This is a genomic window from Oceanicaulis sp. (assembly GCF_051859625.1).
GTDB lineage: Bacteria > Pseudomonadota > Alphaproteobacteria > Caulobacterales > Maricaulaceae > Oceanicaulis.
Map to the genome: position 1 here is coordinate 1,374,243 of NZ_JBHYFH010000001.1, position 25,475 is coordinate 1,399,717.

General features: G+C 62.2%; 17 protein-coding genes. 4 read left to right on the forward strand and 13 right to left on the reverse strand.

Translation table 11 applies throughout. The features are described 5' to 3' along the window. Positions 1-6: 6 nt before the first annotated feature. Positions 7-2,409 (forward strand): DNA topoisomerase (ATP-hydrolyzing) subunit B, encoded by a 2,403-nt coding sequence (gene gyrB / locus ACTIGF_RS06650; RefSeq protein WP_439636111.1) that lies wholly within the window; start codon positions 7-9, stop codon positions 2,407-2,409. A gap of 756 nt (positions 2,410-3,165) precedes the next feature. Further along, positions 3,166-3,456 carry a GIY-YIG nuclease family protein gene (locus ACTIGF_RS06655; RefSeq protein ID WP_439636112.1) on the forward strand — a complete coding sequence of 97 codons (291 nt, stop codon included), beginning with the start codon at positions 3,166-3,168 and terminating at the stop codon, positions 3,454-3,456. A 51-nt stretch (positions 3,457-3,507) separates the two neighbouring features. On the opposite strand, the gene ACTIGF_RS06660 is transcribed toward ACTIGF_RS06655, so the two are convergent. Both ACTIGF_RS06660 and ACTIGF_RS06665 read right to left on the reverse strand, forming a co-directional pair. Beyond that, positions 3,508-4,830, reverse strand: coding sequence for a hypothetical protein (locus ACTIGF_RS06660; RefSeq protein WP_439636113.1), 1,323 nt, complete (start codon positions 4,828-4,830; stop codon positions 3,508-3,510). Positions 4,831-4,945: 115 nt separating this feature from the next. Then, complete coding sequence (locus ACTIGF_RS06665) at positions 4,946-5,578, reverse strand: DUF1134 domain-containing protein (RefSeq protein ID WP_439636114.1); 633 nt, start codon at positions 5,576-5,578, stop codon at positions 4,946-4,948. A 163-nt stretch (positions 5,579-5,741) separates the two neighbouring features. Here ACTIGF_RS06665 and lepA point away from each other — a divergent pair, with 163 nt between their 5' ends. Further along, complete coding sequence (gene lepA / locus ACTIGF_RS06670; protein WP_439636115.1) at positions 5,742-7,550, forward strand: translation elongation factor 4; 1,809 nt, start codon at positions 5,742-5,744, stop codon at positions 7,548-7,550. Positions 7,551-7,608: 58 nt separating this feature from the next. Here lepA and ACTIGF_RS06675 read toward each other — a convergent pair whose 3' ends face one another. From ACTIGF_RS06675 to mutS, 10 genes are all read right to left on the reverse strand, one after another. Beyond that, positions 7,609-8,985: a type II restriction endonuclease gene (locus ACTIGF_RS06675; RefSeq protein WP_439636116.1), complete on the reverse strand. Its 1,377-nt coding sequence runs from the start codon at positions 8,983-8,985 to the stop codon at positions 7,609-7,611. Then, on the reverse strand, positions 8,948-9,445 hold the full coding sequence (locus ACTIGF_RS06680) for a very short patch repair endonuclease (RefSeq protein ID WP_439636117.1): 498 nt from the start codon (positions 9,443-9,445) through the stop codon (positions 8,948-8,950). Before ACTIGF_RS06680 ends, ACTIGF_RS06675 begins: the two co-directional genes overlap by 38 nt. Continuing rightward, a complete protein-coding gene (dcm, locus tag ACTIGF_RS06685) occupies positions 9,438-10,688 on the reverse strand; it encodes a DNA (cytosine-5-)-methyltransferase (protein ID WP_439636118.1) in 1,251 nt (416 codons plus the stop codon). Before dcm ends, ACTIGF_RS06680 begins: the two co-directional genes overlap by 8 nt. A 150-nt stretch (positions 10,689-10,838) precedes the next feature. Continuing rightward, on the reverse strand, positions 10,839-11,390 hold the full coding sequence (locus tag ACTIGF_RS06690) for a copper chaperone PCu(A)C (protein ID WP_439636119.1): 552 nt from the start codon (positions 11,388-11,390) through the stop codon (positions 10,839-10,841). Between the two features lie 107 nt (positions 11,391-11,497). Further along, a complete protein-coding gene (trpS, locus tag ACTIGF_RS06695; protein ID WP_439636120.1) occupies positions 11,498-12,541 on the reverse strand; it encodes a tryptophan--tRNA ligase in 1,044 nt (347 codons plus the stop codon). A gap of 88 nt (positions 12,542-12,629) precedes the next feature. Continuing rightward, positions 12,630-13,118, reverse strand: coding sequence for a MarR family winged helix-turn-helix transcriptional regulator (locus tag ACTIGF_RS06700; RefSeq protein WP_439636121.1), 489 nt, complete (start codon positions 13,116-13,118; stop codon positions 12,630-12,632). Further along, the gene (locus tag ACTIGF_RS06705; RefSeq protein ID WP_439636122.1) at positions 13,102-14,412 is read right to left on the reverse strand and encodes a S41 family peptidase; all 1,311 of its coding nucleotides are present in this window, start codon (positions 14,410-14,412) and stop codon (positions 13,102-13,104) included. The genes ACTIGF_RS06700 and ACTIGF_RS06705 overlap by 17 nt, the downstream gene beginning before the upstream one ends. Positions 14,413-14,516: 104 nt before the next feature. Then, positions 14,517-16,127, reverse strand: coding sequence for a murein biosynthesis integral membrane protein MurJ (gene murJ, locus ACTIGF_RS06710; protein ID WP_439636123.1), 1,611 nt, complete (start codon positions 16,125-16,127; stop codon positions 14,517-14,519). A 3-nt stretch (positions 16,128-16,130) separates the two neighbouring features. Beyond that, on the reverse strand, positions 16,131-18,947 hold the full coding sequence (locus ACTIGF_RS06715) for a [protein-PII] uridylyltransferase (RefSeq protein WP_439636124.1): 2,817 nt from the start codon (positions 18,945-18,947) through the stop codon (positions 16,131-16,133). Positions 18,948-18,979: 32 nt separating this feature from the next. After that, positions 18,980-21,673 carry a DNA mismatch repair protein MutS gene (mutS, locus tag ACTIGF_RS06720; RefSeq protein WP_439636125.1) on the reverse strand — a complete coding sequence of 898 codons (2,694 nt, stop codon included), beginning with the start codon at positions 21,671-21,673 and terminating at the stop codon, positions 18,980-18,982. Between the two features lie 121 nt (positions 21,674-21,794). Between mutS and ACTIGF_RS06725 the strand changes: the two genes are divergently transcribed. After that, positions 21,795-24,083, forward strand: coding sequence for an NADP-dependent malic enzyme (locus ACTIGF_RS06725; protein ID WP_439636126.1), 2,289 nt, complete (start codon positions 21,795-21,797; stop codon positions 24,081-24,083). Here ACTIGF_RS06725 and ACTIGF_RS06730 read toward each other — a convergent pair whose 3' ends face one another. Further along, entirely contained in the window at positions 24,084-25,457 is a 1,374-nt protein-coding gene (locus ACTIGF_RS06730) for an AmpG family muropeptide MFS transporter (RefSeq protein ID WP_439636127.1), read from the reverse strand. Positions 25,458-25,475 lie beyond the last annotated feature (18 nt).

Consider the following 25,475-nt stretch of genomic DNA (forward strand, 5'->3'; position numbering starts at 1 on the left):
TATGTCATGTCAGAGACACCGAATCAGGAATACGGCGCGGAGTCGATCAAGGTCCTCAAGGGCCTCGACGCCGTGCGCAAACGCCCCGGCATGTATATCGGCGACACCGATGACGGCTCGGGTCTGCATCACATGGTCTATGAGGTGGTGGATAACGCCATCGACGAGGCGCTTGCCGGGCATTGTACGCAAGTGACCGTGTGCCTGCACGCCGACGGATCCGCCAGCGTGACCGATGACGGACGCGGCATTCCCACCCAGATTCACGCCGAAGAAGGCGTGTCGGCGGCGCAGGTCATCATGACCCAGCTGCACGCGGGCGGGAAATTCGACCAGAACTCCTACAAGGTGTCCGGCGGTCTGCACGGCGTGGGCGTCTCTGTGGTGAACGCGCTGTCTGACTGGCTCGACCTGACGATCTGGCGCAATGGCCGCGAACACACCATGCGCTTTAGGCGCGGCGACCCTGAAAACGGTCAGGATCTGCGCGAAGTGGGCGATGCGGGCGGTAAAAAAGGCACCCAGGTGCGCTTCATGCCGTCTGAGGAAACCTTCTCCAACATTGATTTTGAGCGAAACCGGCTGCTGCATCGCTTGCGCGAGCTGGCCTTCCTCAATTCCGGCGTGAAAATCGTGCTGCGCGATGAACGCGAAGCCGAACCCTTTGAAGAAGTGCTGGAATATGAGGGCGGCGTCGCCGCTTTCGTCAAACACCTCGACCGCACCAAGACCGCGATCTTCCCTGACCCGGTGCTGATCACCGGCGAGCGCGAAGGCGTCACCGTCGAAGCCGCGCTTGAGTGGAATGACAGCTATCACGAGAACGTTCTGTGCTTCACCAACAACATCCCCCAGCGCGATGGCGGCACGCACCTGGCGGGCTTCCGTGGCGCGCTGACGCGTGTGGTGAACCAGTATGCGGGCAATTCGGGCATTGCGACCAAAGCCAAGGTGTCCATCACCGGCGATGATGCGCGCGAGGGCCTGACCTGCGTTCTGTCGGTGAAAGTGCCGGATCCGAAATTCTCCTCGCAAACCAAGGACAAGCTGGTCTCGTCTGAAGTGCGTCCGGCGGTCGAAAGCGCGGTCTATGACACGCTGACCGAATGGTTTGAGGAACACCCCGCCGAAGCGCGCCAGATCGTGACGAAGATCGTCGAGGCCGCCTCCGCCCGTGAAGCCGCGCGCAAAGCGCGCGAGCTGACCCGGCGCAAATCCGCGCTCGACATCACCTCCTTGCCCGGCAAGCTGGCGGACTGCTCGCAAAAGGACCCGGCGAAATCCGAACTGTTCATCGTGGAGGGTGACTCCGCCGGCGGCTCCGCCAAGCAGGGCCGTCATCGCGAGAACCAGGCCGTGCTGCCGCTGCGGGGCAAGATCCTCAATGTGGAGCGCGCCCGTTTTGACAAGATGCTGTCATCTGATCAGGTCGGCACGCTGATCACGGCGCTGGGCACCGGCATCGGCCGCGACCAGATCGACTATGACAAGCTGCGCTACCACAAGGTCATCATCATGACCGATGCTGACGTGGACGGCGCGCACATCCGGACCTTGCTGCTGACCTTCTTCTACCGGCAAATGCCCGAGCTGATCGAACGCGGTCATCTCTTCATCGCTCAGCCGCCGCTCTACAAGGTGATGCGCGGCAAGTCCGAACGCTATCTCACCGACCAGGCCGAAATGGACGCCTTCCTGATCGAGGAAGGCAGCTCCGAAGCAGTTCTGGAGCTGGCGACCGGCGAAAAAGTCTATGGCCAGGATCTGGCCGAACGGGTGAAGGCCGCGCGCGGCATCGCCCTGTCGCTCGATCGTCTCGCGGCGCGGGCGCCGAAATTCGCGCTGGAAGCCGCCGCCCTCACCGGCGCGCTGCATCCCGACGCCACGCAAGACCAGGTGGACGCCGCCGCGCGCCGCCTCGCCGCGCAGTCTGATGAAGGCGAAGACGGCTGGGTGGGTCAGCTTCTGCCCGAAGGCGGCATGGTGTTCAAACGCACCGTGCGCGACGTGGTGGAATCCATCACGCTGGACGACAAGATCCTCGCCAGCCCCGACGCCAAGCGCCTGTCTGATCGCGCCGACGCGATCGCAGCTGATTACCAGGGCCTCGCCATCTTCCGCCGCAAGGGCGAAGAGACCGAGATCTTCTCCCCGAACGCACTGGTCAGCGCGGTGCAAGCCGCTGGGGCCAAGGGCCTGAAAATCCAGCGCTATAAAGGGCTAGGCGAGATGAACCCCGACCAGCTGTGGGAAACCACCCTCGATCCCGAAGCGCGCTCGCTGCTGCGCGTGTCCGTCACCGAAGCCGATGTGGCCGACGAGTTGTTCTCCAAGCTCATGGGCGACGTGGTCGAACCCCGCCGCGACTTCATCCAGGAATTCGCTCTGGAAGCGGAGGTGGATGCCTAGGCGTCTGCGTTCTACGATCTGATCAGAACCCCGGCCCGGCGCTCGCTTGGCCGGGGTTTTTGTTTGTGGGGGCTGTTGCGTCACCCTCTCACTTTGTCATCCCGGCCTTGAGCCGGGATCTACTGCATGCGTCTCTGTGATCAGAACAAAGCGGTTCCGGTAGATCCCGGATCGCCTATGGCGTCCGGGATGACGATGTGTGGATAGAGCAGCACTTATCCCCACCCTCTCAACCTCCCCCCATACTCTCCCCACTCCTCCAGAGCGGGCGGCCGGCGCGTTGGGTTCGGGAGGGGTGGTGGTGTCCCGAGCGGGCGCGGTTTAACGCACCGCGTCGCAGCGAAAAGGCGGGACTTCGTACATTCCGGCGATCCTGTTGGAGCCGTGCCCTTGGGGCAGGAATCCCTTGGGCGGACGACTGACAACCGTCCAGCTTGGGCAGGCTGCGTAGAAATGGCGTCAGCAAGCCGGTCGAGGCCGTAGAAAACACCATCGCGCGCGGGAGCCTTTTCGGGCTCCATAACACATAACACCAGACCCGATATTCGCCCGGACTGCTCCCGCGCGCCCTGCTCATACCCTCGCCTTTTGAAGGCGGGGATGGCGGTGTTTGGTCTATTCTTTTCGCTGTCATCCCGGCCTTGAGCCGGGATCTACTGCAGGCGTCTCTGTGATCAGAACAGAGCGATTCCGGTAGATCCCGGATCGCTTCGCGTCCGGGATGACAAGATAGAGAGGTGAGGGGAGACTAGGCGGATGAAGTCGTTCGCCGTCTACATCCTCACCAACAGGCCCAGAGGCGTTCTCTATACGGGCGTGACGAGCGATCTTGTCGGGCGCATCTGGCAGCACCGCGAAGGTGTGGTGGAGGGCTTCACCACTCGCTATGACGCTCAACAACTGGTCTGGTTTGAAATGCACCAGGACGCAGAGGCCGCGATCACGCGAGAGAAGCGGATCAAGCGTTGGCGGCGGGACTGGAAACTCGACCTGATCGAGACGGCCAATCCGGGGTGGAAAGACCTGTGGCCTGAGATTTCCCGTTAGTCTCATCCCGGATCGCCTAAGGCGTCCGGGATGAGACTTGAGAGCTTATCCCTACAAACCCCCGCCGACGCGGTTTTTCCAATAGCCTACATCTTCGGCGTATTTGCCGACGACCTCGCCCAGCACCTGGTTGAGCTTGAGGGTGTGAAAGCTGATCCATTCGCCCTGATCGATCTCCTCGAGCGCTTTCATGGAATTGCTGAGGAAGAAGGCGTAGAGCATGGCGATCAGGATGAAGAGCACCGGGAAGACCCAGCCCAGCGCCACAATGGTGGCGAAGGGGTTGAAGAGGCCGAGCGCGGCGGCGAGCCCGAACAGCGCGGTGCCGGCGAGGATGAAGCCCGCAGGCACGAACAGCAGGTAATAGCTGGAGTTCCGGGTGATCTGGAACACCACATTGCGCACATAGCTCTCGATGAAGAACACGCGCAGCGCGATCCAGTTGATGTTGAGCGTCCACAGGCGCGCTTCGGCGGACAGCTGTTTGGAATCGCGCTCCTCGCCCACGGTGACCGATTTCGCGCGGCCGATCGCGGTGCGGTAATGATCGTTGAGGCGCGCGCAATACCGGGTGAGGAAGTTCGCCATCTCGCGTGCGGTATTGCGCTGATAGGGGCTGTATTCCGCATAATAGAGCGCCCACATCACCAGCGCCGCCAGCACGCACGATCCCGCCCCGAACAGGAGCGAGTTGAGCGCCCCCGCCGTGCTTTCCCCGAACAGATCGCCATGCAGCGGACCGAACGCGTCCACCACGCCCACAGCATTCAAGAGCACGTTGGCGATCAGCACGATGGAGAGAATGGCCGACAACCAGATCGACAGGCGTCGCACATTGGCGTTCATCAGCTTGCGGGTCTCGTTGAGCATGTAGAGAAGGCCATGCTCGCTGTCGGCGAATTGCCGGGCGATCACCGCGCCTTCCACATCTTCAAACAGGGCGCGCGGATCAGAGGCGATGGGCACCTGCGCGCCAAGGAACCGGTCGGCGAGCTCGGCATAGTCTTTCGCCAGCGCGTCCGTCATCTCTTCAGGCATGCGCATGAAACCCACGCGCACCGCCATCCATTTGAAAATCAGGCCCTGGCGGGAAATGAAGCTCTCTTCATGGTCGAAATCATCGCCCAGCGCGCCTTCCAGCAGGGTTTTGTGACCTGACACCGCCGCCGCCCAGGCGCCGGGACCCATTTCGCTGGCGCGGCTGGGCGTGGCCTTCTTGCCGAGCCCGAACAGGCGCAAGACCAGTCGGAACGGGAAGGACAGGCCGCGCAAAAGCCCGGCGCCCAGCCGGGAGGCGTAGCGGCGCAAGCCATAGGCGATCAGCGCCAGAAACAGCCCAGCGGCCAGCCCGGTTACAAACCCAGTGACAGTCATCCATCCGTCCATGCTCGAGGCCCCCCTCTGAACCCCGGCCCTGAAAGCTGAGGTTCATGGGGAGTCTAGCCGCAATTGGTGACGGATGCGAGCAATGGTTAATCGGGATTTACCCTTAGAACGGGATCCAGTTGCGCTGACGCGAATAGGCCAGATAGCCCACATTGGCCCCGGCGCGCAGTCCGACGCCTGAGCGGATCGGCGCCAGGGTGATGCCGTCGGCGCGTTGATAATTCACGCCCAGCCCCGCCACGAAATAGGCCGAGCCCTCGACGCCGGGAAAGCGCTGATAGAGCCGGTCGGTGTCGTTGAGGCGATAGACGAGCGTGAACACCCGGCTGGCGTTGCCCCCGGCGTCAAACCCGATGCTGGGACCCTGCCAGTAGACCTTCTGCTGGTCGGGGCTGCCTTTCAGGCTCAGATAGCCTTCGCCATAGCGCAGTCCGATGCCGGCGGCGCCGGAGACTTCCTCACCGGCGATATAGCCCACGGGTCGACCGAGGTCTGAAAACACGCGCTCCAGCGCGGAGGCGGCGGCTTCGGCGGTGACGCCGAAGAAGTCGGCCGTGACCTCCACCAGCTCTTCCCGTGAATAGGTGTCGATATTGGACTGGTACTCGCTCGGCTGACCGTAATCAGGGTCGTCCGCACGAGAGGCGGTCTGCGCTCCGCCCGGGCTCGCACAGGCGCCGAGCGCCAGCGCCAGGGCTGTCGAAGCGATTATGGAAATGAGCGATCGTGTCATCATGGTGCGCCTGCCTTGTCTGACCGGTTTCATGCGCCGGACGCTGAACGTCAATTAGGGCCTCGGTGAGGCGAAAGGGTAAACGCTGCGTAAACACGCAGCCCGCACGCTGGCTTTGCTGCCAATAAGCTTGGCGCGGAGGCTTGCCAGTGCTAACTCCCGCGGCATGAGCACAGATCCGTCCCTGATCCGAAATTTCTCCATCGTCGCGCATATCGACCACGGTAAATCCACCCTGGCCGATCGCCTGATCCAGCATACTGGCGGTTTGACCAACCGCGAGATGAAGGAACAGGTGCTCGACAATATGGAGCTCGAGCGCGAACGCGGCATCACCATCAAGGCGCAGACCGTGCGTCTGAGCTATACCGCCAAGGATGGCCAGACCTACGCGCTGAACCTGATCGACACGCCCGGCCATGTGGACTTCGCCTATGAAGTCAGCCGCTCGCTGTACGCTTGCGAAGGCGCGCTGCTGGTGGTGGACGCCGCCCAGGGCGTTGAGGCCCAGACGCTGGCGAATGTCTACGCCGCCATTGATGTCGATCTCGAGATCGTGCCGGTCCTCAACAAGATCGACCTGCCCGCCGCCGAACCTGACCGGGTGAAAGCCCAGATCGAGGACGTGATCGGCATCGACGCGTCTGACGCCATCGAGATTTCCGCCAAGACCGGCCTGGGGATCGAGGATGTGCTGGAAGCCATCGTCACCCGCCTGCCTGCACCGAAATCCGGCGATCCGACCGCGCCCTTGAAGGCGCTGCTGGTGGACAGCTGGTATGACCCGTATCTGGGCGTGATCTGTCTGGTGCGCATCATCGAAGGCACGCTGAAAAAGGGCATGCGCGTGCGCCTGATGGGCGCCGAGGCGAGCTATGGCGTGGACGGGGTGGGCGTGTTCACGCCCGCCAAGGAAAACCGCGATACGCTGGGTCCGGGCGAGATCGGATTCCTGAACGCCTCGATCAAGCAGGTGCGCGATGCGCGCGTCGGCGACACCATCACCGAGGAAAAACGCCCCACGGATTCCATGCTGCCAGGCTTTGAGCCGGCGGTGCCGGTGGTGTTCTGCGGCCTGTTCCCGGTGGATGCGGCCGATTTTGAAGACCTGCGCGACGCGGTGGAGCGGCTGGCGCTCAACGACGCGTCCTTCAGCTATGAGATGGAGACGTCGGCTGCACTGGGCTTTGGCTTCCGCTGCGGCTTCCTGGGATTGCTTCACCTTGAGGTGATCCGCGAACGGCTCGAGCGCGAATACAATGTCGACCTCATCACCACCGCGCCGTCGGTGGTCTACAAGATCGAGATGACCGACGGGTCCGAGCTGGACATGCACAATCCCGCCGACATGCCCGATCCGGTGAAGATCGACAATATTTCAGAACCCTGGATCAAGGCCACGATCCTGGTGCCGGACGAGTATCTCGGCGGCGTGCTGAAGCTGTGTCAGGACCGCCGCGGCATCCAGCTCGAGCTGACCTATGCCGGTTCGCGCGCCATGCTGGTCTATGAATTGCCGCTCAACGAGGTGGTGTTTGACTTCTATGACCGGCTGAAATCAGTGTCCAAGGGATACGCCAGCTTTGACTACCAGTTCATCGAGCATCGCGAGGAAGACCTCGTGAAAATGTCGATCCTGGTGAATGAAGAGCCGGTGGACGCCCTGTCGATGATCGTGCACCGCTCGCGCGCCGACATGCGCGGCCGCGCCATGTGCGAGAAGCTCAAGGAGCTGATCCCGCGGCACATGTTCAAGATCCCGATCCAGGCCGCCATCGGCGGCCGTGTGATCGCGCGCGAAACCCTGTCCGCCATGCGCAAGGACGTGACCGCCAAATGCTATGGCGGCGACGCCACCCGGAAACGCAAGCTTCTGGACAAGCAGAAGGCCGGCAAGAAGAAGATGCGCCAGTACGGCAATGTCGAAATCCCGCAGGAAGCCTTTATCGCTGCGCTGAAAATGGACGACGATTAAGCCTCAAGCGCCCTGACGACACGAAAAAGCCCCGGCCGATGGCCGGGGCTTTTGTCATTCAAAGGAGCGTAGTTGCAGGCCAATCCCCAAGATTGGGCGCGAGAACTGAATCGCAAAACTCTCTGAAACTCAGGACATTTTCATGGCCTTTGTATTCAGCCATTTTGGAATCCTTGAGGGCTTCGGGGATTACCAACCAAACGCCGAATGACGCCATATCCTCAATGGCATTTCCGGCAATGTTCTCATCTACCGTCGTTAGATAGAGGTTCCGGTCAGCTTTTTCCCGTTCGACCTGTTTCCAGCGCTCTCGCAACGTCGTTTTGGCGCTGAGAATAAGCGCGGTTTTCTTTTCATGGGTTTCATTTTCCATGAAACTCAGAGATGGAAGAATGAAATCAGGTCGCTTTTTTGCGGCAATAACGACCTGCTTTTCGAAAGGTATCGCTCCATCATTCAGCATGGCTTCGATGTGATGTTCATATGAATAACCAGCCCGTGCTTTTCGTTGCTGGGTGGCAGACAGCATAAGAGCATCAATAGCCGGGAGTGTATCCACCAGCCGGCGGATGACGTCTGACAGGCTGATGCTCACGGGCTCGTCACCAAGGACAAGTCTGACGAGAGCGACGGCCCGCTCCCTGCGCTGGTACTTTCTGAAAAGCTCCCATTCGATGCTGCGGCTGATGTCTCTGAGAGCATCACCTGGGGCGTCGATTTCAAAAGGGTTCAGTGAGGTCAGGCCTTGCTTTGTCAGATACTCTTGCCGGGCGAGATTGGCGAGATCAATTGTAGCAGGCATGGCAGCATGATCTCGCGCGAACAGGTCAATACGCCCATCATGCCAGGCGGCTATGAGTTGCTCAGCGAAGTCCAGAACCCGGTCATGTTCAGATTGCGTGATCTCTTTCGGGTTGAACTCGTCGACCAGGAAATCCGGACCAATATCAAACATCTCTGCCAGCAAAGCGGCCTCTTCACTGGCAGAGTCAATCGTCAGGCACTCATATGCCGTTTCGCTATCGTCCTGTATTCGACCCATGATAAGGAAGGATGCAGGAAGCAGCTCCGACAACACGGACGGCGGCAGACCCGTCATGTGTGTTTCTTCACCCTTACTGGTATAATTCACAAGGCGCGTTTTCTTGGTGACTGGCACAGGCCCGGCTTGAGGCCAGATAGTTTGGAAGTGAACGTGCCAGATCGGCTTTGCTGTGGGATCAGCACGGTTCATCTGTTCCAGGGTGGGGAAGAAACCGCCATCACGGTTTTCATAAGGAATGTATACACCGCCCTGATGCTTGTTCTTGTAACGGGCCCAGTCTCGGTCATTTTTTGAAAGCTTTTTTACAAGAATTCTGTCTGCTTTTTTGAAGAGCTCATTCAGAAGGTCCGCTTCACGCCCCATCATAGGCAGTTGGGTATTGTCCATCATCTTTGTGTTCCGGGCTCCGGATCTCGAGGAATGGCGTGCCGTTGTCCAGCCACTGCGATGTCAGGTTCCAGAATGCATCCGGTTCCTGTTTGAGGCGTCCTTTTAGCGCACATTCCCATACCACGAGAACTCTCCAGTTTCGGGAGAGTAAATCCGAGATACTTGTAGCGTCTCGTTTGCGATTCAGGTCAATCTTCTCCCGCCAGAATTCCTCTCGCGTCTTCGGCCATTTGAAGAGATGGCAATCATGGCCGTGCCAGAAACAGCCATTCACGAAGATCACAGCGCGATATTTCGGCAAGACTATATCGGGCTTTCCAGGAAGGTCCTTTCGGTGGAGCCGGAAGCGATAACCACGCGCGTGAAGCCCTTGTCGGACAATAAGCTCGGGCTTGGTATCCTTGCCCCGGATACCGGACATCATCCGGGAGCGTTTGGCTTTGGAAACGATATCAGCCATGCGCCCGGATGGGTTCGTCCTGTTTGTCTGACTGAGCGAACGCCGGGCCAGTTTCCAGGGCCCGGAGCAGGAAAGGCTCGACATATCGGGCGACCGCTTCAACCGCGGGAACAACGACCGAGTTGCCGAACTGGCGATAGGCCTGTGTATCGGAGACAGGAATTTTCCATTCCTTCCCGTCGCGTTCAAAACCCATGAGGCGAGCGCATTCGGTGGGTGTGAGCCGCCGGGGGCGATCCCCGGTCGGCTGTTTGATAAGAATTTCCGATCCGTCCTTGTGGTATCGGGCAGACAGGGTGCGTGCGACATCTTCCGGGCCACACAGGCCAAAGCCGAATCCATTACCCTTGGCGTTATGCTTTGCCTTGTACGCTTGGAGATATCCCCAGAGGTGGGCCGTCAGGGTATATTTTGAATCCACCTCGTTATGGGACTGGAGGATGTCGCCAAGCACGGGCCATTCATGCTCTGGCGGGATCATCCGGTCAAAATCATCAAAGCTGAAGCCCTGCTCTTCGCGGAAGCCGACGATGAAGATGCGTTCGCGTTTCTGCGGGACCCAGGGACGCGCAGAAATCACACGCCAGTCGATCTTGTAGCCAAGCTCGTTTTCCAGCCGATCCTTGATGATCGCGAAGGTCCTGCCTTTGTCATGCCGTTCGAGATTCTTGACGTTTTCAAGGATAAAGGCGCTAGGACGATGGTGTTTGAGGATACTGAGTACATCAAAGAACAGATTGCCCTGCTGCTCGCATTCGAAACCGTGTGCCCTGCCGAGCGCATTTTTCTTGGACACGCCAGCGATGGAAAATGGCTGACAGGGGAACCCAGCCAGCAGGACATCGTGAGCTGGGATCAATTCCGGGGATGCGCTGTATGGGCGGATATCTCCGACGAATGTGTGCGTTTCGGGATCATCGCGAAAGTTTGCCTTGTAGGTCTGGCCCGCGAATTTATCCCATTCGCTCGTAAACACACACTCGCCACCGATGGATTCAAATCCCTGGCGCAGACCACCGATCCCGGCGAAGAGATCAATGAATTTGAATTTTGCAGGCCTGTCTGAAGACCTGGGTGAAGGACCTGCGAGTATTTTGAGACGCTCAAGTTCACTGAAGCGTGGCTCGGTTTCGCCGCGGTCATAGCGATAGGCCGTCGCTTCCGAAACCTGCAAGAATCTGGCGGCTTCGGTGACGTCGAGTGGAATACGTTCGCGAAGGGTTTTGAAATCGGAATCAGACACTTGCTCTATCCTGGGACGGTTTCTGTCAATCTGACAGCATACGGCCACGCAGTCCAGGAAAGATTCATGATATGTTCTGATTTTTAATCAGGGCACGACTACGCCCCGGCCATCGGCCGGGGCTTTTGCATTCAGGACCGGATATCGTCGCTAGTGACCGTCACCTTCAGACGCTCCGGTTTCACCGTCTTCGGCCATATCATGACCCTCATGGCTCATCGCGCCCATCTCCGGATCAAGCTCTGGGGCGGTGTCGCGCACAGGCAGGGTGACGGATAGGGTTTCGCCGTCGGCGAAAGTGAGGGTGAGGCTCATTTCACCATCCTCGAGCTCAGCCGGGTTCACGCCGAAGATCATCAGATGGTCGCCGCCGGGCGCGAGGCTCGCCGCGCCGCCGGCGGGAATGTCGATGGCGTCCACATGGCGCATGCGCATTACTGCGCCATCCATGGCCATGGTGTGTAGCTCGATCGCGTCCGCTTCCCCGGTCGTCGCGCTGACCAGCTGGCCGCCCGGCGCGCCTGCGGTGAGGGTGACAAAGCCGGCGGTCACGTCCCGCCCGCCCAGAGGCGCGCGCACCCAGCCTTCAATCACGGCGTAGTCGGCCGGCTCGGTGCTGGCCGGGGCCTCTTCAGCGGGCGAGCAGGCGGCGAGGCTGAGAACGCTTAAGGGGGCGAGGGCGTAGAGGGCGCGTTTGAGCATGTCATCTCTCCATATGAGACGGGCGACGCCGATGGCGCCGCCCGAAACCGGTCGTGTTCAGATTTGGCGCGTGGCGCGCGTTCGCGCAAGCGCGCAGCCTGCGGCGTTTACGCGCCCCAATAGCCCACAAGTTTGCGGATTTCCGCAATGGCAGGCTGCGCAGCGGCGCGGGCGCGCTCGGCGCCGTCTTTCAGCACTGCGTCGATCTCGGCTTTGTCATCAAGCAGGCGCGCGTATTCCTCGCTTACCGGAGCGATGTATTCCACCGCCGCTTCGGCCAGTTTCGGTTTGAACGCGCCAAAGCCTTCGCCGCCAAACTCGCCCAGAACCTCGGCCACGGACTTGCCGGTCAGCGCGGCGTACAGACCCACAAGGTTCTTCGCTTCCGGGCGATCATTAAGACCCTCAGCGGTTTCGGGCAGGGGCTCGGGATCGGTCTTCGCCTTCTTGATCTTGCGCGCGATCGTGTCCGCGTCATCGTGCAGGTTGATCCGGGCATTATCGCTCGGGTCGGATTTCGACATCTTCTTCGTGCCGTCCTTGAGCGACATCACGCGCGCACCGGTCGGCATGATGACGGGTTCAGGCTGGGGCAGGATGATCTGGTCGCCGCCAAAGTCGCGGTTGAAGCGGGCGGCGATGTCGCGCGACAGCTCCAGATGCTGTTTCTGGTCGTCGCCGACGGGCACATGGGTTGCTTTATAGACCAGGATGTCCGCCGCCATCAGCACGGGATAGGTGAACAGGCCCACGCTGGCGCGCTCGGCGTCCTTGCCGGACCCGGCCTTGTCCTTGAACTGGGTCATGCGCTCCATCCAGCCCATGCGGGCCACGCACTGGAGCACCCAGTTCAGCTCCGCATGCTCAGGCACGGCGGACTGAGCGAAGATCGCGCTGCGCTTGGGGTCAACGCCGGCGGCGATATAGGCGGCGGCCACACCGCGCACCCGGTCAGGCAGCACGGCGGGGTCGTACTCCACCGTCATGGCGTGCATGTCCACGGCGCAGAAGAAGCACTCCTTGCCGCTATCCTGCAGCGGCACCCAGTTCTTCAGCGCGCCCAGATAATTGCCCAGATGCAGGCCGCCAGAGGGCTGCATGCCGGACAGAATGCGTTCGGGGCCGGAATAGACGGGCGTCGCGTCAGTCATGGGAGTTTCCGCTAGAGAACAGAGAATGAAGACGCGGTGATAGACCGAGGCGCGCCCCCTCTCAAGTGCAAGCCTGTTCTATTGCGGCCTAGAGCCCCATGCGCGTTTTGAGGTCCGTCTTTTCAAGCGCAGTCAGAGCCGCCTTGAGCACGCCTGCGATCTCGCCGGTTTCAGATACCAAATCCTCATAAGCGGCTTCGATACGGGGCAGAATCTCTTGAAGGCGTTCAAGCTGTTCAGCGCCGTGCGCGGTCGCCTCAAACAGCTTGCGTCTGCGGTTGTCCGGATCGGGCCGGCTCTCGATCAGTCCCAGCTTGATCAGGCGCGGGGTTTTCTGCAGCAGCACCTGGTGGGACCGGGACAAGGCCTCGGCCAGATCGGTGATCGAGGCAGGCCCCATGGCCTTGATGGCGATCATCAGCGAGCAGGATTTGACCGGGATGGTGATCCCGGCCAAGTCAAACACAGCCTGCGACTGGTCCTGGATAAGGTCCGAAAGCGCTTCACTGCGACGTCCGATGAAGGCCGTGCGGTCAAGCGCTTTCAGGGCGCGCTCCAGATCAGGGGAGTCGGTCATAGACGGCGGTCTGTCCTGTTTTCTGAACCAGGCGCAGCCCGGTCACCTCATTGTTCTGCTCAATAATCTCAATCCGGTACCCATCCCCGCCTTCGACGGCGAAGACGGTGTCAGACAGCGGCGTCAATTCGAGCGTGAACCTGTCATTCCAGCGATACAACAGATCGCCGTCTTGAAGATACAGCTCGCGTCCCTCGTAGCGACCTGCAATCCGGTCCAGGTGTTCAGCGTTCAGCGTAACCGGATTGATCCGGGCTTGCAGGATTGGCTCCAGCCAGGTCAGCGCCGGCTCGTCCTGCGTTTCGGCCAGCGCGCGCAGCAACCGCAAATGGGCGACCTCAAGCGCATCCCGGCCGGGTACGGCGATATCTGGCTCAACGCCGACGCCTTCAAAGTCGGATCCGCTGACAGGGCTGCTCACCAGCCCGATAGGGATCTGGATCCACAGCTCGTCGTTCAACACAAAGCGGTCCACCGGATGGGCGCCGCCGGCGGTCACTTCGCCGACAAGGGTCGCGCGGCCCAGCTCTTGAAGGCTGAAGGCCATCCATTCAGCGGCGGAGAAGGTCGTGGCGCCGTTCAGGATCATCACGGGCGTGTCCGGGTGGCGTTCGCCAGGCAGAGCGGGCAGCACCCAATGGCTGCGCTCTATGCGTTCACCGTCTTCATTGTAGAAGAACTCAAGGAAGGTCGCGGTGTCATCGCTCTCAAACAGATAGCTGCTCAGAAGCTGACCGGTCTCCATATACCCCCCTCGATTATAGCGCAGGTCTATAATCAGCGCGTCCACATGGGCGAGAAACTGCATGCTGGCCACAAGGGAGTCATAGGCCTTCTCGGGGTCGGCGAAATAGTCAAACCGCAGATAGCCGACATTGCCTTCGAGGATTGAAAGGGTGTGAAGCCCGTGATTGGTGCTGCGCTCCCATTGAAGGTCTTGCTGGTAGATTTCGTCCTCGCCGGTCTCCTGATCGCGATAGGCGGCGACCCAGTTGCGGTCCGCACCCAGAGCAAAGTGCAGGTCGCCTGTGGCTTCAACCAGGGCCAGACCCATGACGTCCGCGAGTTCTTCCGGGGTGTCCCGCTCCGAAGCCGGAAGGGCTCTCAGGATTTCGCCGACCTCGGTCGTCACCTGATCGACTCTCTCTGGATAGACATAGTGCGCGTGGAGGGCGCTGTTGAGCTGGTCGAGAACCGTGTCCAGCTCATCAGCGTGTGCCTGCGGCGCCAGACTGATCTGAAGGGCGCCCACGCAGGCGCTGATCCAACATGAACGGGAGAAAAAAGAGGGCATGTGAGGTTTCCAATCAAGTTCGCAATATGTTGCGAAATATGATCTAGAAAGCCTTCCACGTTTATGCACGTTAATTCCCCGCAAGGCGTTCGTTAGAGTTTTCGCTAGGCGTCCGTGCTGTCTGAGGCCTGATCGGTCACCGCTGGGGCAGGCTCGCGCTTGAGCGCGCCCATTAGCTCCTGCGGTCTCAATCCGCCCAAGGCCAGCGTGCTGACGCCGAAGACAAAGAGGCCGCAAAGCACGAGCAGCCCCATCCAGACGAGGGCGATCAACGGGGTCGGCAGCCAGGCTTGGAGTGCGGCCAGAATGGGCGCTTCCCCGTATGCGACGAGCGCCCACAACGCCCCCATCATCACCAGACAGGCCAGAATGATGCGCGGCAAACGGTGCGTGAGACGGGCGTCTGGCATGAATTGCCGGCGTCGGATCAAGGTGAAGCCCAGAAGGACGGCGTTGAGCCATCCCGCCAATGTTGTGGCCAGCGCCAGCCCTGCATAGCCCATGGGACCAAAGAACAGCATCACCCCGACAATCATGTTCACCGCCATCGAAGCGGCGGCGAATTTCATCGGAGTGAGCGTGTCTTCGCGGGCGAAAAAGCCGGGCGAGAAGACCTTGATCAGGACAAAGGCCGGAAGCCCCGCCGCATAAATGGCGAGCGCCAGCGCGGTGCGCGCCGTGTCCGACACCTCAAAGGCGCCGCGCTGAAACAGGCCCGCAACGACCGCATCAGGGATCACCAGCAGAGCGGCGGCGGCGGGCAGGGTCAGCGCCATGGAAATCTCGATCGCCCGGTTCTGGCCGCCCATGGCGCCCGCGTCGTCCCCGGCGCGCAGCCGCTTGGACAGGGCGGGCAACAGCGCGACGCCCATGGCGATGCCGATGACGCCCAGAGGCAGCTGATACAGGCGCTCGGCATAGTAGATCCAGGACCGCGCGCCTTCTTGAAGCGTCGCAATGGATCCCGAAACAAGCTGGTTGATATGGGTCACCCCTGCGGCCGCCGCACCGGGCACGCCGAGCACGATCAGGCGTTTGACGCCCGAGGTCAGGCGGGGGGCCTGAAAGGTCAGTTTGATGCCCGCACGCCGAGAGGCCCAGTACAGCCAGGCGGTTTGCAGCACGCCCGAGACGGTGACGCCCATTGAAAGCCAGAGCGCCAGATCTTCCCGCGACCCCGGCGCCGCCAGAAGCGTGCTGATCAGGACGACATTTAACAGGATCGGCGCCGCGGCGGCGGTGGCGAAGCGGGCGTGCGTGTTCAGCGCGCCTGAGATCATCGCCGCCATCGACATGCACAAGAGGTACGGCATTGTGATCTGGGTCATCAGAACGGCGAAGCCGAACAGACCCGGATCGCTGATGAATCCCGGTCCCAGAAGATACATGAGCCACGGCATGAGGATTTGGGCGAGGACGACCAGCGCCATGACCGAAAGAGTCAGAACCGACAGGACTTCAGAGGCGAACCGATCGGCTTCCTCAGCGCCTTCGCCCTCAAGCCGGCGCGCATAGAGCGGGATGAAGGCGGAATTGAACGCGCCTTCGGCGAAGATGCGCCGGAAGAGATTGGGGAAGGTCAGGGCGACGAAGAAGGCGTCGGTCAAGGGGCCGGCGCCCAGGCGGGCGGCCAGCAGGATATCGCGCGCCACCCCGAAGAACCGGCTGAGCAGGGTGAACCCGCCAACAACAGCAGAGGAGCGCAGCAATCGCATCCTCTAGCGCCCTGCGCTGGCGGGCGTGGCGACCAGGCCTTGCTTGGCGCGGTGCATGGCGACGGCGTCTTCAGCGTCGGAGAGAACGTTCATCAACTGCACCTTGATGCCCACAAGCCGGGCGTCGCCAGAGGGTTTGCCGCCCTGTTCAGTGACGTAGAAGGTGTCGACGGCGCGCTCTCCATAGCCGTCAATCCGCGCGGCCTCCAGAGACAATCCGATGTCAGACAGAGTTTTGGCGAGCGCATGCAGAAGGCCAGGCCGGTCACGACCGGTCGCTTCGATGACCAGCGCGGTGTCGGACGCCTCCAGATCGAGATTGACCGAGGGCGTGACAGTGAACGCCGCTTCGCGCCGCCTGAGCGGCTTGAGCGCCGGGCGCGCATCATCTTCAGACAGGCCGTGTTCGGCGGCGTCCTGGACGCTGTCGCGCAAGCGGTCCTGGATGAAGCTGTCTGACCAACCGAAGGGCCGCCCGCCCTGTTCCTGAATGTAGAACACGTCAAAGGCGCGACCGTCGGAGGTGGTGGTCACTTGCGCCCCCACCACATTGGCGCCCTGTCTGGACAGCGCGCCGGCGATGTCAGCGAACAATCCGTGGCGATCGGGCGTCAGCACCATGACTTCCGTGGCCGAGCGGCGTTTGTCGGTGCGCACGCCGACGCTGGTCGCCTGTCCGCGCTCAAAGGCGGCGCGGGCGAAGGCGGCGTGACGGAAGCGGTCATCTTCGCCAAAGGCCAGCCAATACGAGGTATCCAGAACTTCAGTCCAGATGCGGGTGAACTCAGGATCAATGCGCGACAGGGCGTCATGAAAGTGATCGCGCGCAATGGCGGCGCGCTCAGCGAGGCGGGCGCGGGCTTCGGCCTCGTCGCGGCGCTCGCCGCCGCGCAACACGGCGGCGGTCGCCTGATAGAGATCGCGCAGCAGCTGGGCCTTCCAGCCATTCCAGACGCCCGGACCCACGGCGCGAATATCCACCACGGTCAGGATGGTGAGAAGATTCAGCCGGTCCATCGTGCCGACTTTCTGGGCGAAATCGAGCACGGTGCGCGGATCCGACAGATCCCGGCGCTGGGCAACATCGCTCATTTCCAGATGGTTCTCGATCAGCCAGGCGACGAGATCGGTTTCGTGATCATCAAGCCCCAGCCGCGGACAGACCTGGCGGGCGTTCTCGCCGCCCTCAACGCATTGATCGCCCTTGCCCTTGCCGGTGTCGTGCAGCAGCACCGCCAGATGCAAGGCCCGGCGATGCAGGATTTCCGGGGCCAGCTTGCTGGCCAGCGGATGGTCGGCGTTGAGCTTGCCCTGTTCGAGCAGCCGTAACAGGCCCAGCGCGTTCAGCGTGTGCTCGTCCACCGTGAAGCGGTGATACATGTTGAACTGGGTGCGGGCGACAATGTCGCCGAACTCGGGGATATAGGCGCCCAGAAGCCCCGCCTCGGTCATCGCGCGCAGGATGATGCGTGGGTCATCGGCGTCCATCAGCACCGCAAAAAAGCTGCGCGCGGCGCGCGGGTCTGTGCGGAAGCGGTCATCGATCTGGCGCAGGCCGCGACTGATGGCGGCGACGGCGTCAGGGTGCAGATCCAGATGACGCGCGGCGGCTTTTTCAAACAGGCGCAGCATCATCACCGGATCGGTTTCCGGCGCTTGCGGATCGGTGAAGTCGAGCCGTCCGGCATGCAAGGTGAAGCCGCGCTCTGTCAGTTCGGTTTCGCTGGCGCTGCCGTCCGCAGGCAGGAAGCGCCCGCCGGGCGGGTCTTTGAGCTCTTCAGCTTCGAGTTTGGCGCAGACCAGACGGGTCAGGGCGCCCACATCAATCGCTTTCAGGAAATAGCTGCGCATGAAGGCTTCGACGCCCAGCTGGTCGTCAGTGTCCTCAAATCCCATGCGGCGGGCGATTTCAGGCTGCAGGTCAAAGGTCAGCCGGTCATCCTTGCGCCCGGCCAGAGTGTGCAGGTGAAAGCGCAGGGTCCAGAAGAAATCCGCCGCGCTGAGATAGCGTTTCACATCGTCGATGGAGAACAGGCCCGCCACCACCCAGCGTTCCAGCGCATCGTCTCCGTAAAGGATTTGCGCCAGCCAGCGCAGGGTCTGCAGGTCGCGCAGCGCGCCCTTGCCGTCCTTGATATTGGGCTCGACCGCATAGCGGCTATCGCCCTGACGATCCACGCGCTCATCGCGCTCGGCCAGTTTGGCGGCGGCGAATTCGGCGTCGTTCTTGATGCGGATCTCTTCGTCAAACCGCGTATGCATCTGGCGCACCAGGCGGATATCGCCCGAGATGGAGCGCAGGTCGAGCAAGGCCGTGCGTTCAGACAGATCGTCCTGGGCGAGCGCGATGGCTTCATCGAGGGTACGCACCGCGCCGCCGCCGATTTGCAGGCCGCTATCCCAGATCGCGTACTGGGTCTGCTCGATAATCGCCTGAGCGAAGTCGGGGGGCGTGTTTGAGGTGAGAAACACCAGATCGATATCTGATTGCGGCGCCAATTCGCCCGCGCCATAGCCGCCCAGCGCACACAGGGCGAGGCCGTCCAGCGGATCGTCGGTGTAATCAGAGGTGATGGAATCAAACAGGGCGCGCAGCGCCGCGTTCATCACGCCTGACCAGGTGCGCGCCGCCTCCAGCCCGCCTTCCGCGCCATTGAGGCGCGTCTGGGCCAGGGCCCGGCCTTTCTCGAGATAGCGTTTGAGACGAGTCATCGCCAGCTGGCGATTGGCGGGCTTGTCCCAGCCGTCGCGGGTGGCGGCGGACAGTTCGGCGCGCAAGCGCAGCCCATCAAGACTGGCGGGGAGGGTTGTGGGTCTCATGGCGTTGATTCTACGCGAGGGCGACCGGCGCGTCAGCCAGAGTTTTGGCTCAAGGCTTTAAGCGCATACAGCACGTCCAGCGCTTCGCGCGGCGTCAGACTGTCAGGATCGATATCTTTCAGGCGCTCATCGCTGGCGCTGGGCCGGAATTCCGGTTCAGGAGCGAGGCTTGAGAACAGCGGCAAATCGGCGAGCGCCGCTGCTGGCGCGTCATCACTTTCCAGCCGTGTGAGTATCTCGGTGGCGCGTTTCACCGCCGCCTGAGGCAGGCCGGCGCGTTTGGCGACCTCCACCCCGTAGGAGCGATCCGCAGGGCCTTTCTGAACCTCATGCAGGAAGATCAGATCGCCCTTCCATTCCTTGGCCTTGAGCGAGCAATTGCCCGCCGCGTCCAGCTCGTCGGCCAGACGGGTCAGCTCGTGGTAATGGGTGGCGAACAGCGCCCGGCTGCGATTGATCTCGTGCAGGTGTTCGACCGCCGCCCAGGCGATGGACAGGCCGTCAAAGGTTGCGGTGCCGCGCCCGATTTCATCGAGGATCACCAAAGCGCGCGGCCCGGCCTGGTTGAGAATGGCGGCGGTCTCGATCATCTCCGCCATGAAGGTCGAGCGTCCGCGCGACAGGTCATCGGCTGCGCCGACGCGCGAGAACAGCCGGTCCACCAACCCGATCCGCGCTGATTTTGCGGGCACATACAGCCCCGCCTGCGCCAGGATCGCCATCAGCGCGTTCTGGCGCAGGAAGGTCGATTTACCCGCCATGTTCGGTCCGGTGACCAGCATCAGGCGCGGATGATCCCCGCCTGCGCCGTTCAGATGGCAGCCATTGGGGGTGAAGCGTCCCTCGCCGGATCGTTCCAGCGCGCGTTCGACGACAGGGTGTTTGCCGCCCTCGATATCAAAGGCGAGGCTGTCATCCACCTGTGGGCGCTCCGCGCCGGTTTCCTCGGCCCAATGGGCGGTGGCGGCGGCGACGTCCAGGCTTGCCAGAGCTTCGGCCGCGCGTCGGATGGGCGCATCCAGCGCTTCAACGCGCGCGCGAAACGCGTCAAAGATTTCAAGCTCCATCGCCAGGGCGCGCTCGCCAGCCTGGGCGATTTTCGCTTCCAGCTCGCCCAGCTCAGGCGTCGAGAAGCGTACGGCGTTCGCCATGGTCTGGCGGTGGATGAAAGCCGTGTCACCCATCAGGGCGTCGGCGTTTTTCGCGCTGACCTCGATGAAATAGCCCAGCACATTGTTGTGCTTCACCTTTAGCGCGCTAACGCCGGACTGCTGGGCGTAAGTGGCTTGCAGACCCGCCACCACGCGGCGCGATTCATCTCTCAGTCCGCGCGCTTCATCGAGCGCCGGGGTCCAGCCCGGCGCGACGAAGCCGCCATCACGCGCCAGAAGCGGCGGCTCTGCGACGAGAGCTTGTTGTGTCTCCTGCACCAGGCGCGCCAATTCAGGATTTTGCGCCAGCGACAGGGCGTCGAGCGCCCGGTTGATCGGCGCTGGCGGGGCGTTCAGCGGATCCTTGGCGAATCCGGCGATCAGCTTTTCGCCTTCTTTCAGCGCCCGGCTCAATTGCGCCAGGTCGCGCGGCCCGCCGCGGCCCAGAAGCAACCGTGACAGGCAGCGCGCCGGATCTCCCGCGGCTTTCAGCCTGTCGCGCGTCTGCTCGCGCAAGCTTCGGTTCTTCAAAAAGAAGTGCGCCGCGTCGAGCCGGTTCTGAATTTCGGTCAGGGACATGGACGGGCGCGCCAGCCGGTCCGCCAGCAGACGCGCGCCGGGCGCCGTCAGAGTGCGGTCGATGGCGTCGATGAGCGAGCCCTTGCGCGAGCCCTGCAGCGTGCGATCGATCTCAAGGCTCATCCGGGCCGCAGGATCAATCACCATCGCGGCGCCGGACGGCAGGCTGAGCGGCGGGCGCAGGCGCGCCGGAGCGCCCGCTTGCGACAGCTCGAGATAATCCAGAAGCGCGCCGAGGGCGGACAGCTCGGCCTTTGTGAAGGCGCCAAACCCATCTAGACTTTGCACATTGAAGCGCTGCTTGAGGCGGCGGTCGCCGGCGGCTGAATCAAACTTGGCCCGAGCGCGCGGCGTGATCACCGCATGGGGCGCCAGTTCTGACGCCAGCTTGGCGTCCTCGTCAGAGCACAGCACTTCAGACGGGTTGAGCGCGGCCAGTTCCGCCTCCAGCCCGTCATTGCCGACGCGCATGCTGGCGAACTCACCGTCTGACACATCCGCCCAGGACAGGGCGCACTCGCCTGTGGCGAGGCGGGCGATGGCGGCGATGCGGTTGGCGGCGCGCGCTTCCAGCAGGTCATCCTCGGTCAGCGTGCCGGGGGTGACGATGCGCGTGATGCCGCGCTTCACGACTGATTTCGCGCCGCGCTTTTTAGCCTCGGCGGGGTCTTCCATCTGCTCGCCGACGGCGACCTTGAAGCCCGCCTTGATCAGACGCGACAGATAGACGGGGGCGTTGTGGACGGGCACGCCGCACATGGGCACGGGTTCACCCTGGTGCTCGCCGCGTTTGGTCAGGGCGATGTCGAGCGCTTCGGAGGCGCGCACGGCGTCGTCAAAGAACAGCTCGTAGAAATCGCCCATGCGGTAAAACAGCAAGGCGTCCAGCGGCGCTTCGGCGCGCAGCTCCAAAAACTGCACCATCATCGGCGTCCCGCCCTCAGGGGTCGGGAAGGCGCGGGCGTTCAGGGCGGTTGGATCGGCGTGTGACGTCATGGGCGCAAGGTAACCGCGCCGTCGTCCGCCGCAAGTGTGACAGCGCGTGATTTGCTGTACGCCGCGAAGCGGCTAGTGTGCAGGTCCACACCTGTCCACCGCCCTTTTTTCCGGATCCGCCATGACTGACCGCCGCTCCCGTGTCGATGACGAAGAAGCCCTGAACTTCCACCGTTTCCCGAAGCCCGGAAAACTGGCGATGACCGCCACCAAACCCATGGCGACCCAGCGCGATCTGTCGCTGGCCTACAGCCCGGGCGTGGCCGCGCCGGTCAAGGCGATCGCCGAGGATCCCGACCTCGCCTACGATTACACCTCCAAGGGCAATATGGTCGCCGTGATCTCCAACGGCACCGCCATTCTGGGCCTCGGCGATCTGGGCGCGATGGCGTCCAAGCCGGTGATGGAGGGCAAGTCGGTGCTCTTCAAGCGCTTTGCGGATGTGGATTCCATCGATATCGAGGTGGATGAAAACGATCCTGAAGCCTTCATCGAATGCGTGCGCCGGTTCGGCGCCAGCTTCGGCGGCATCAATCTGGAAGACATCAAGGGTCCCGATTGCTTCATCATCGAAGAGAAGCTGCGCGAGCTTCTGGATATCCCGGTCTTTCATGATGACCAGCATGGCACGGCGATCATCTCAGCCGCCGGGATCATCAATGCGTGCGAGCTGTCGGGTAAGGATATCAAGGCGCTGAAAGTCGTCGTGAACGGCGCCGGCGCCGCCGGCATCGCCGTGCTTGAATTGCTCAAGGCCATGGGCGTTCAGCACGACAACGCGATCCTGTGTGACTCCAAGGGCGTCATCTTCAAGGGCCGCGAAAACGGCATGAACCAGTGGAAATCCGCCCATGCCGCCGACACGGATGCGCGGACGCTGGATGAGGCGATGAACGGGGCGGATTGCTTTATCGGCCTGTCGGTCAAGGGCGCGGTGACCAAGGAAATGGTCCGCTCCATGGCGGCTGATCCGATCATTTTCGCCATGGCGAACCCCGATCCAGAGATTACCCCGGAAGAAGTGCGTGAGGCGCGTTCGGACGCGATCATGGCCACGGGCCGGTCTGATTACCCCAATCAGGTCAACAATGTGCTGGGCTTTCCCTATATCTTCCGCGGCGCGCTGGATGTGCGTGCGCGCACTATCAATGAAGAGATGAAGATCGCCGCCGCCAAGGCGCTGGCCGAGCTGGCGCGCGAAGACGTGCCCGATGAGGTCGCCGCCGCCTATCACGGCGCCCGCCCGACCTTCGGCAAGGAATACATCATCCCCGCCCCGTTCGATCCGCGCCTGATCAGCCATGTGCCGCCCTATGTGGCCCAAGCGGCGATGGAGTCCGGCGTGGCGCGCAAGCCGATCTCCGATATGGAGCAATACAAGGCGGCGCTGGCGCGGCGGCTCGATCCCACCGCCGCAATCCTTCAGTCCATCCAGGACGATGTGCGAGCGGGCGAGCGCAAGACGATTGTATTCGCTGAAGGCGAGGAGCCGTCTGTCATCCGCGCCGCCTACGCTTTCCAGAACCAGGGTCTGGGCGAAGCCATCCTGATTGGGCGTGAAGAGACCGTGCACGCGAATATGAGGCTTCTGGGCGTTCAGTCGGACGCCATTCGCATCGTCAATGCGCGCTTGTCAGACAAAAACGCCGACTATGCCGACTTCCTGTTCCATCGCCTGCAGCGTCAGGGTTATCTGCGCCGCGACGTGCAGCGCCTGGTCAATAATGATCGCAACGTCTTCGCCGCCTGCATGCTCGCGCTGGGCGATGCGCACGGCATGGTCACCGGGGTGACGCGCAATTACGCCCAGGCGCTGGGCGATGTGAAGCTGGTGCTCGACACGGCTGAAAACGAGCGCGTGATGGGGATGAGTCTCGTGCTGTCACGCGGCCGGACCCTCTTTATCGCCGACACCAACGTCACTGAATTCCCGAGCCCTGAAGCGCTGGCGGACATTGCGGTGGAGACGGCGGCGGCGGCCAAGCGCTTCGGCGTCACCCCGCGCGTGGCCTTCCTGTCCTACTCCACCTTCGGCAATCCGTCCGGCGACCGGGCGGACGCGATCCAGAAAGCGGTCAGCTATCTGGATGCGCGGAGCGTGGATTTTGAATACGAGGGCGAGATGAACGCCGATGTGGCGCTCGATCCCGATCATCGGCGTCTCTATCCGTTCTCGCGCCTGACCGGCCCCGCGAACGTGCTGGTCATGCCCGCCATTCACTCCGCCTCCATCGCCACCAAGCTGATGCGGGCCGCAGGCGGCGCCACCGTGTTGGGGCCGATGCTGGTGGGGCTGGAAAAGCCGGTGCAGATCGCCCGCCTGGGGGCCAGCGTGAACGACATCCTCACGCTCGCGGCGCTGGCGGCGCATGATTTGTCAGAGGACCGGGCGGAGAAGGCGGCGGAGTGATTACTCCGCCTTGCCGCCTTCAGGCTCTTCAGGGCTGTTTTCGGTGGTCCGGCGTTCGGCGAATTTGAACTGACCCTTCGCCGCCGTCGGCCCCCATCCCAGCACCAGCGCCAGCAAGATGGCGGCGGGGATGGTCCAGCTTGCCGTCAGAATGAAGAACCACACCCAGCCCACAGAATCCGCCAGCACGCCGGAGAACCCGGCCATGAATTTGGGCAAGAGGGCGTAAAACGAGCTGAGCATGGCGTACTGGGTCGCCGCGTTCTCAGGGTCCACAAGACTCGACAGATAGGCGATGAACACCGTCGTCACAAAGCCGCCGGCCAGATTGTCGCCCACGACAGCAATTGTCAGCTTGCCCAGATCGTCCGGCCCTGCCGTGGCCGCCAGCCAGGCATAGGCGCCATTGGTGATCAGGGTGATCACGAGACCGATCACCAGCGCTCGCATCATGCCAAAGCGCATGCTGGCGATCCCGCCCAGGAACAACCCTGTCATGGTCGCAATCAGGCCGGGTCCGCCCTGAATGCCGCCGACGGCGTCGCGCGCGAAGCCCAGATCGGAATAGAGCGGGGCGGCCATCACCCCCATGGTGAAATCACTGATCCGGTAGAGCGTGATCAGCAACAGGACCGGAAGCAGCCACCAGCCAAGACGCCCCAGGAATTGCTTGAACGGATCAACCACCGCCTTGACGATTTTCTGGGGCAGGGAGCCGGTCAGGGCGTGTTTATAGGTTCCGGTGGCGGGCTCCTTCATCAAGAAGACCAGGCCGGCGGACAGCGCCATGGCCGCCGCCATGGCCAGGAACGACCAGTTCCAGTCCGCCCATTCGGAAATGGCGAGCCCCAGACCTGAGGTCATGTAGGCGACGCGATATCCCAGCGAATAGGCGGCGGCCATATTGGCCTGCATGTCATTGGGGGCGCTTTCAATACGCCAGGCGTCGATGGCCACATCCAGCGTAGCGCTGGAATAGGCGAGCAAAAACGCGGCGATCGCGACCGGCGCGAGGCCTTGGGTGGGATCGGTCTGGGAGATAATGACCAGCGCGATGACCGTGCCGGAAATGGCGGTGACGATCCAGGAGCGGCGTGGACCCAGCAATTTGTCGAGAAACGGTATCTGGACCCGGTCAATGATCGGCGCCCAGAGAAATTTCAGGGTGTAGGACAGGGTCACCCAGTAGAAAAAGCCGATGGTGGAGCGCTCGATTCCGGCGTCACGCAGCCAGTAGGACAGCTTTTGGAACACCATGTAGAGCGGCAGGCCGGACGCGAAGCCCAGCACGATCATCGAGAGCATGACTGGGGTGAAATACACCCGCACGGTCTGCGCCCAGCTGCGCGCTGGCGGGTTTGTTTCCATTGTCATGGCTGTCCCTCGTCTGGT

Bases quoted from the DNA above. Each gene is read 5' to 3' on its own strand.
- murJ (WP_439636123.1), bottom strand. From the start codon at position 16,127: ATGCGATTGCTGCGCTCCTCTGCTGTTGTTGGCGGGTTCACCCTGCTC.
- ACTIGF_RS06715 (WP_439636124.1), bottom strand. From the start codon at position 18,947: ATGAGACCCACAACCCTCCCCGCCAGTCTTGATGGGCTGCGCTTGCGC.
- trpS (WP_439636120.1), bottom strand. From the start codon at position 12,541: ATGACTGACGCGACGCCCGTCTATTCCGGCCCCGAACGCATTCTGTCC.
- ACTIGF_RS06680 (WP_439636117.1), bottom strand. From the start codon at position 9,445: ATGGCTGATATCGTTTCCAAAGCCAAACGCTCCCGGATGATGTCCGGT.
- ACTIGF_RS06660 (WP_439636113.1), bottom strand. From the start codon at position 4,830: ATGACTGTCACTGGGTTTGTAACCGGGCTGGCCGCTGGGCTGTTTCTG.
- ACTIGF_RS06700 (WP_439636121.1), bottom strand. From the start codon at position 13,118: ATGACCGACTCCCCTGATCTGGAGCGCGCCCTGAAAGCGCTTGACCGC.
- ACTIGF_RS06705 (WP_439636122.1), bottom strand. From the start codon at position 14,412: ATGCCCTCTTTTTTCTCCCGTTCATGTTGGATCAGCGCCTGCGTGGGC.
- lepA (WP_439636115.1), top strand. From the start codon at position 5,742: ATGAGCACAGATCCGTCCCTGATCCGAAATTTCTCCATCGTCGCGCAT.
- ACTIGF_RS06730 (WP_439636127.1), bottom strand. From the start codon at position 25,457: ATGACAATGGAAACAAACCCGCCAGCGCGCAGCTGGGCGCAGACCGTG.
- mutS (WP_439636125.1), bottom strand. From the start codon at position 21,673: ATGACGTCACACGCCGATCCAACCGCCCTGAACGCCCGCGCCTTCCCG.
- ACTIGF_RS06725 (WP_439636126.1), top strand. From the start codon at position 21,795: ATGACTGACCGCCGCTCCCGTGTCGATGACGAAGAAGCCCTGAACTTC.
- ACTIGF_RS06690 (WP_439636119.1), bottom strand. From the start codon at position 11,390: ATGCTCAAACGCGCCCTCTACGCCCTCGCCCCCTTAAGCGTTCTCAGC.
- gyrB (WP_439636111.1), top strand. From the start codon at position 7: ATGTCAGAGACACCGAATCAGGAATACGGCGCGGAGTCGATCAAGGTC.
- ACTIGF_RS06665 (WP_439636114.1), bottom strand. From the start codon at position 5,578: ATGATGACACGATCGCTCATTTCCATAATCGCTTCGACAGCCCTGGCG.
- ACTIGF_RS06655 (WP_439636112.1), top strand. From the start codon at position 3,166: ATGAAGTCGTTCGCCGTCTACATCCTCACCAACAGGCCCAGAGGCGTT.
- ACTIGF_RS06675 (WP_439636116.1), bottom strand. From the start codon at position 8,985: ATGATGGACAATACCCAACTGCCTATGATGGGGCGTGAAGCGGACCTT.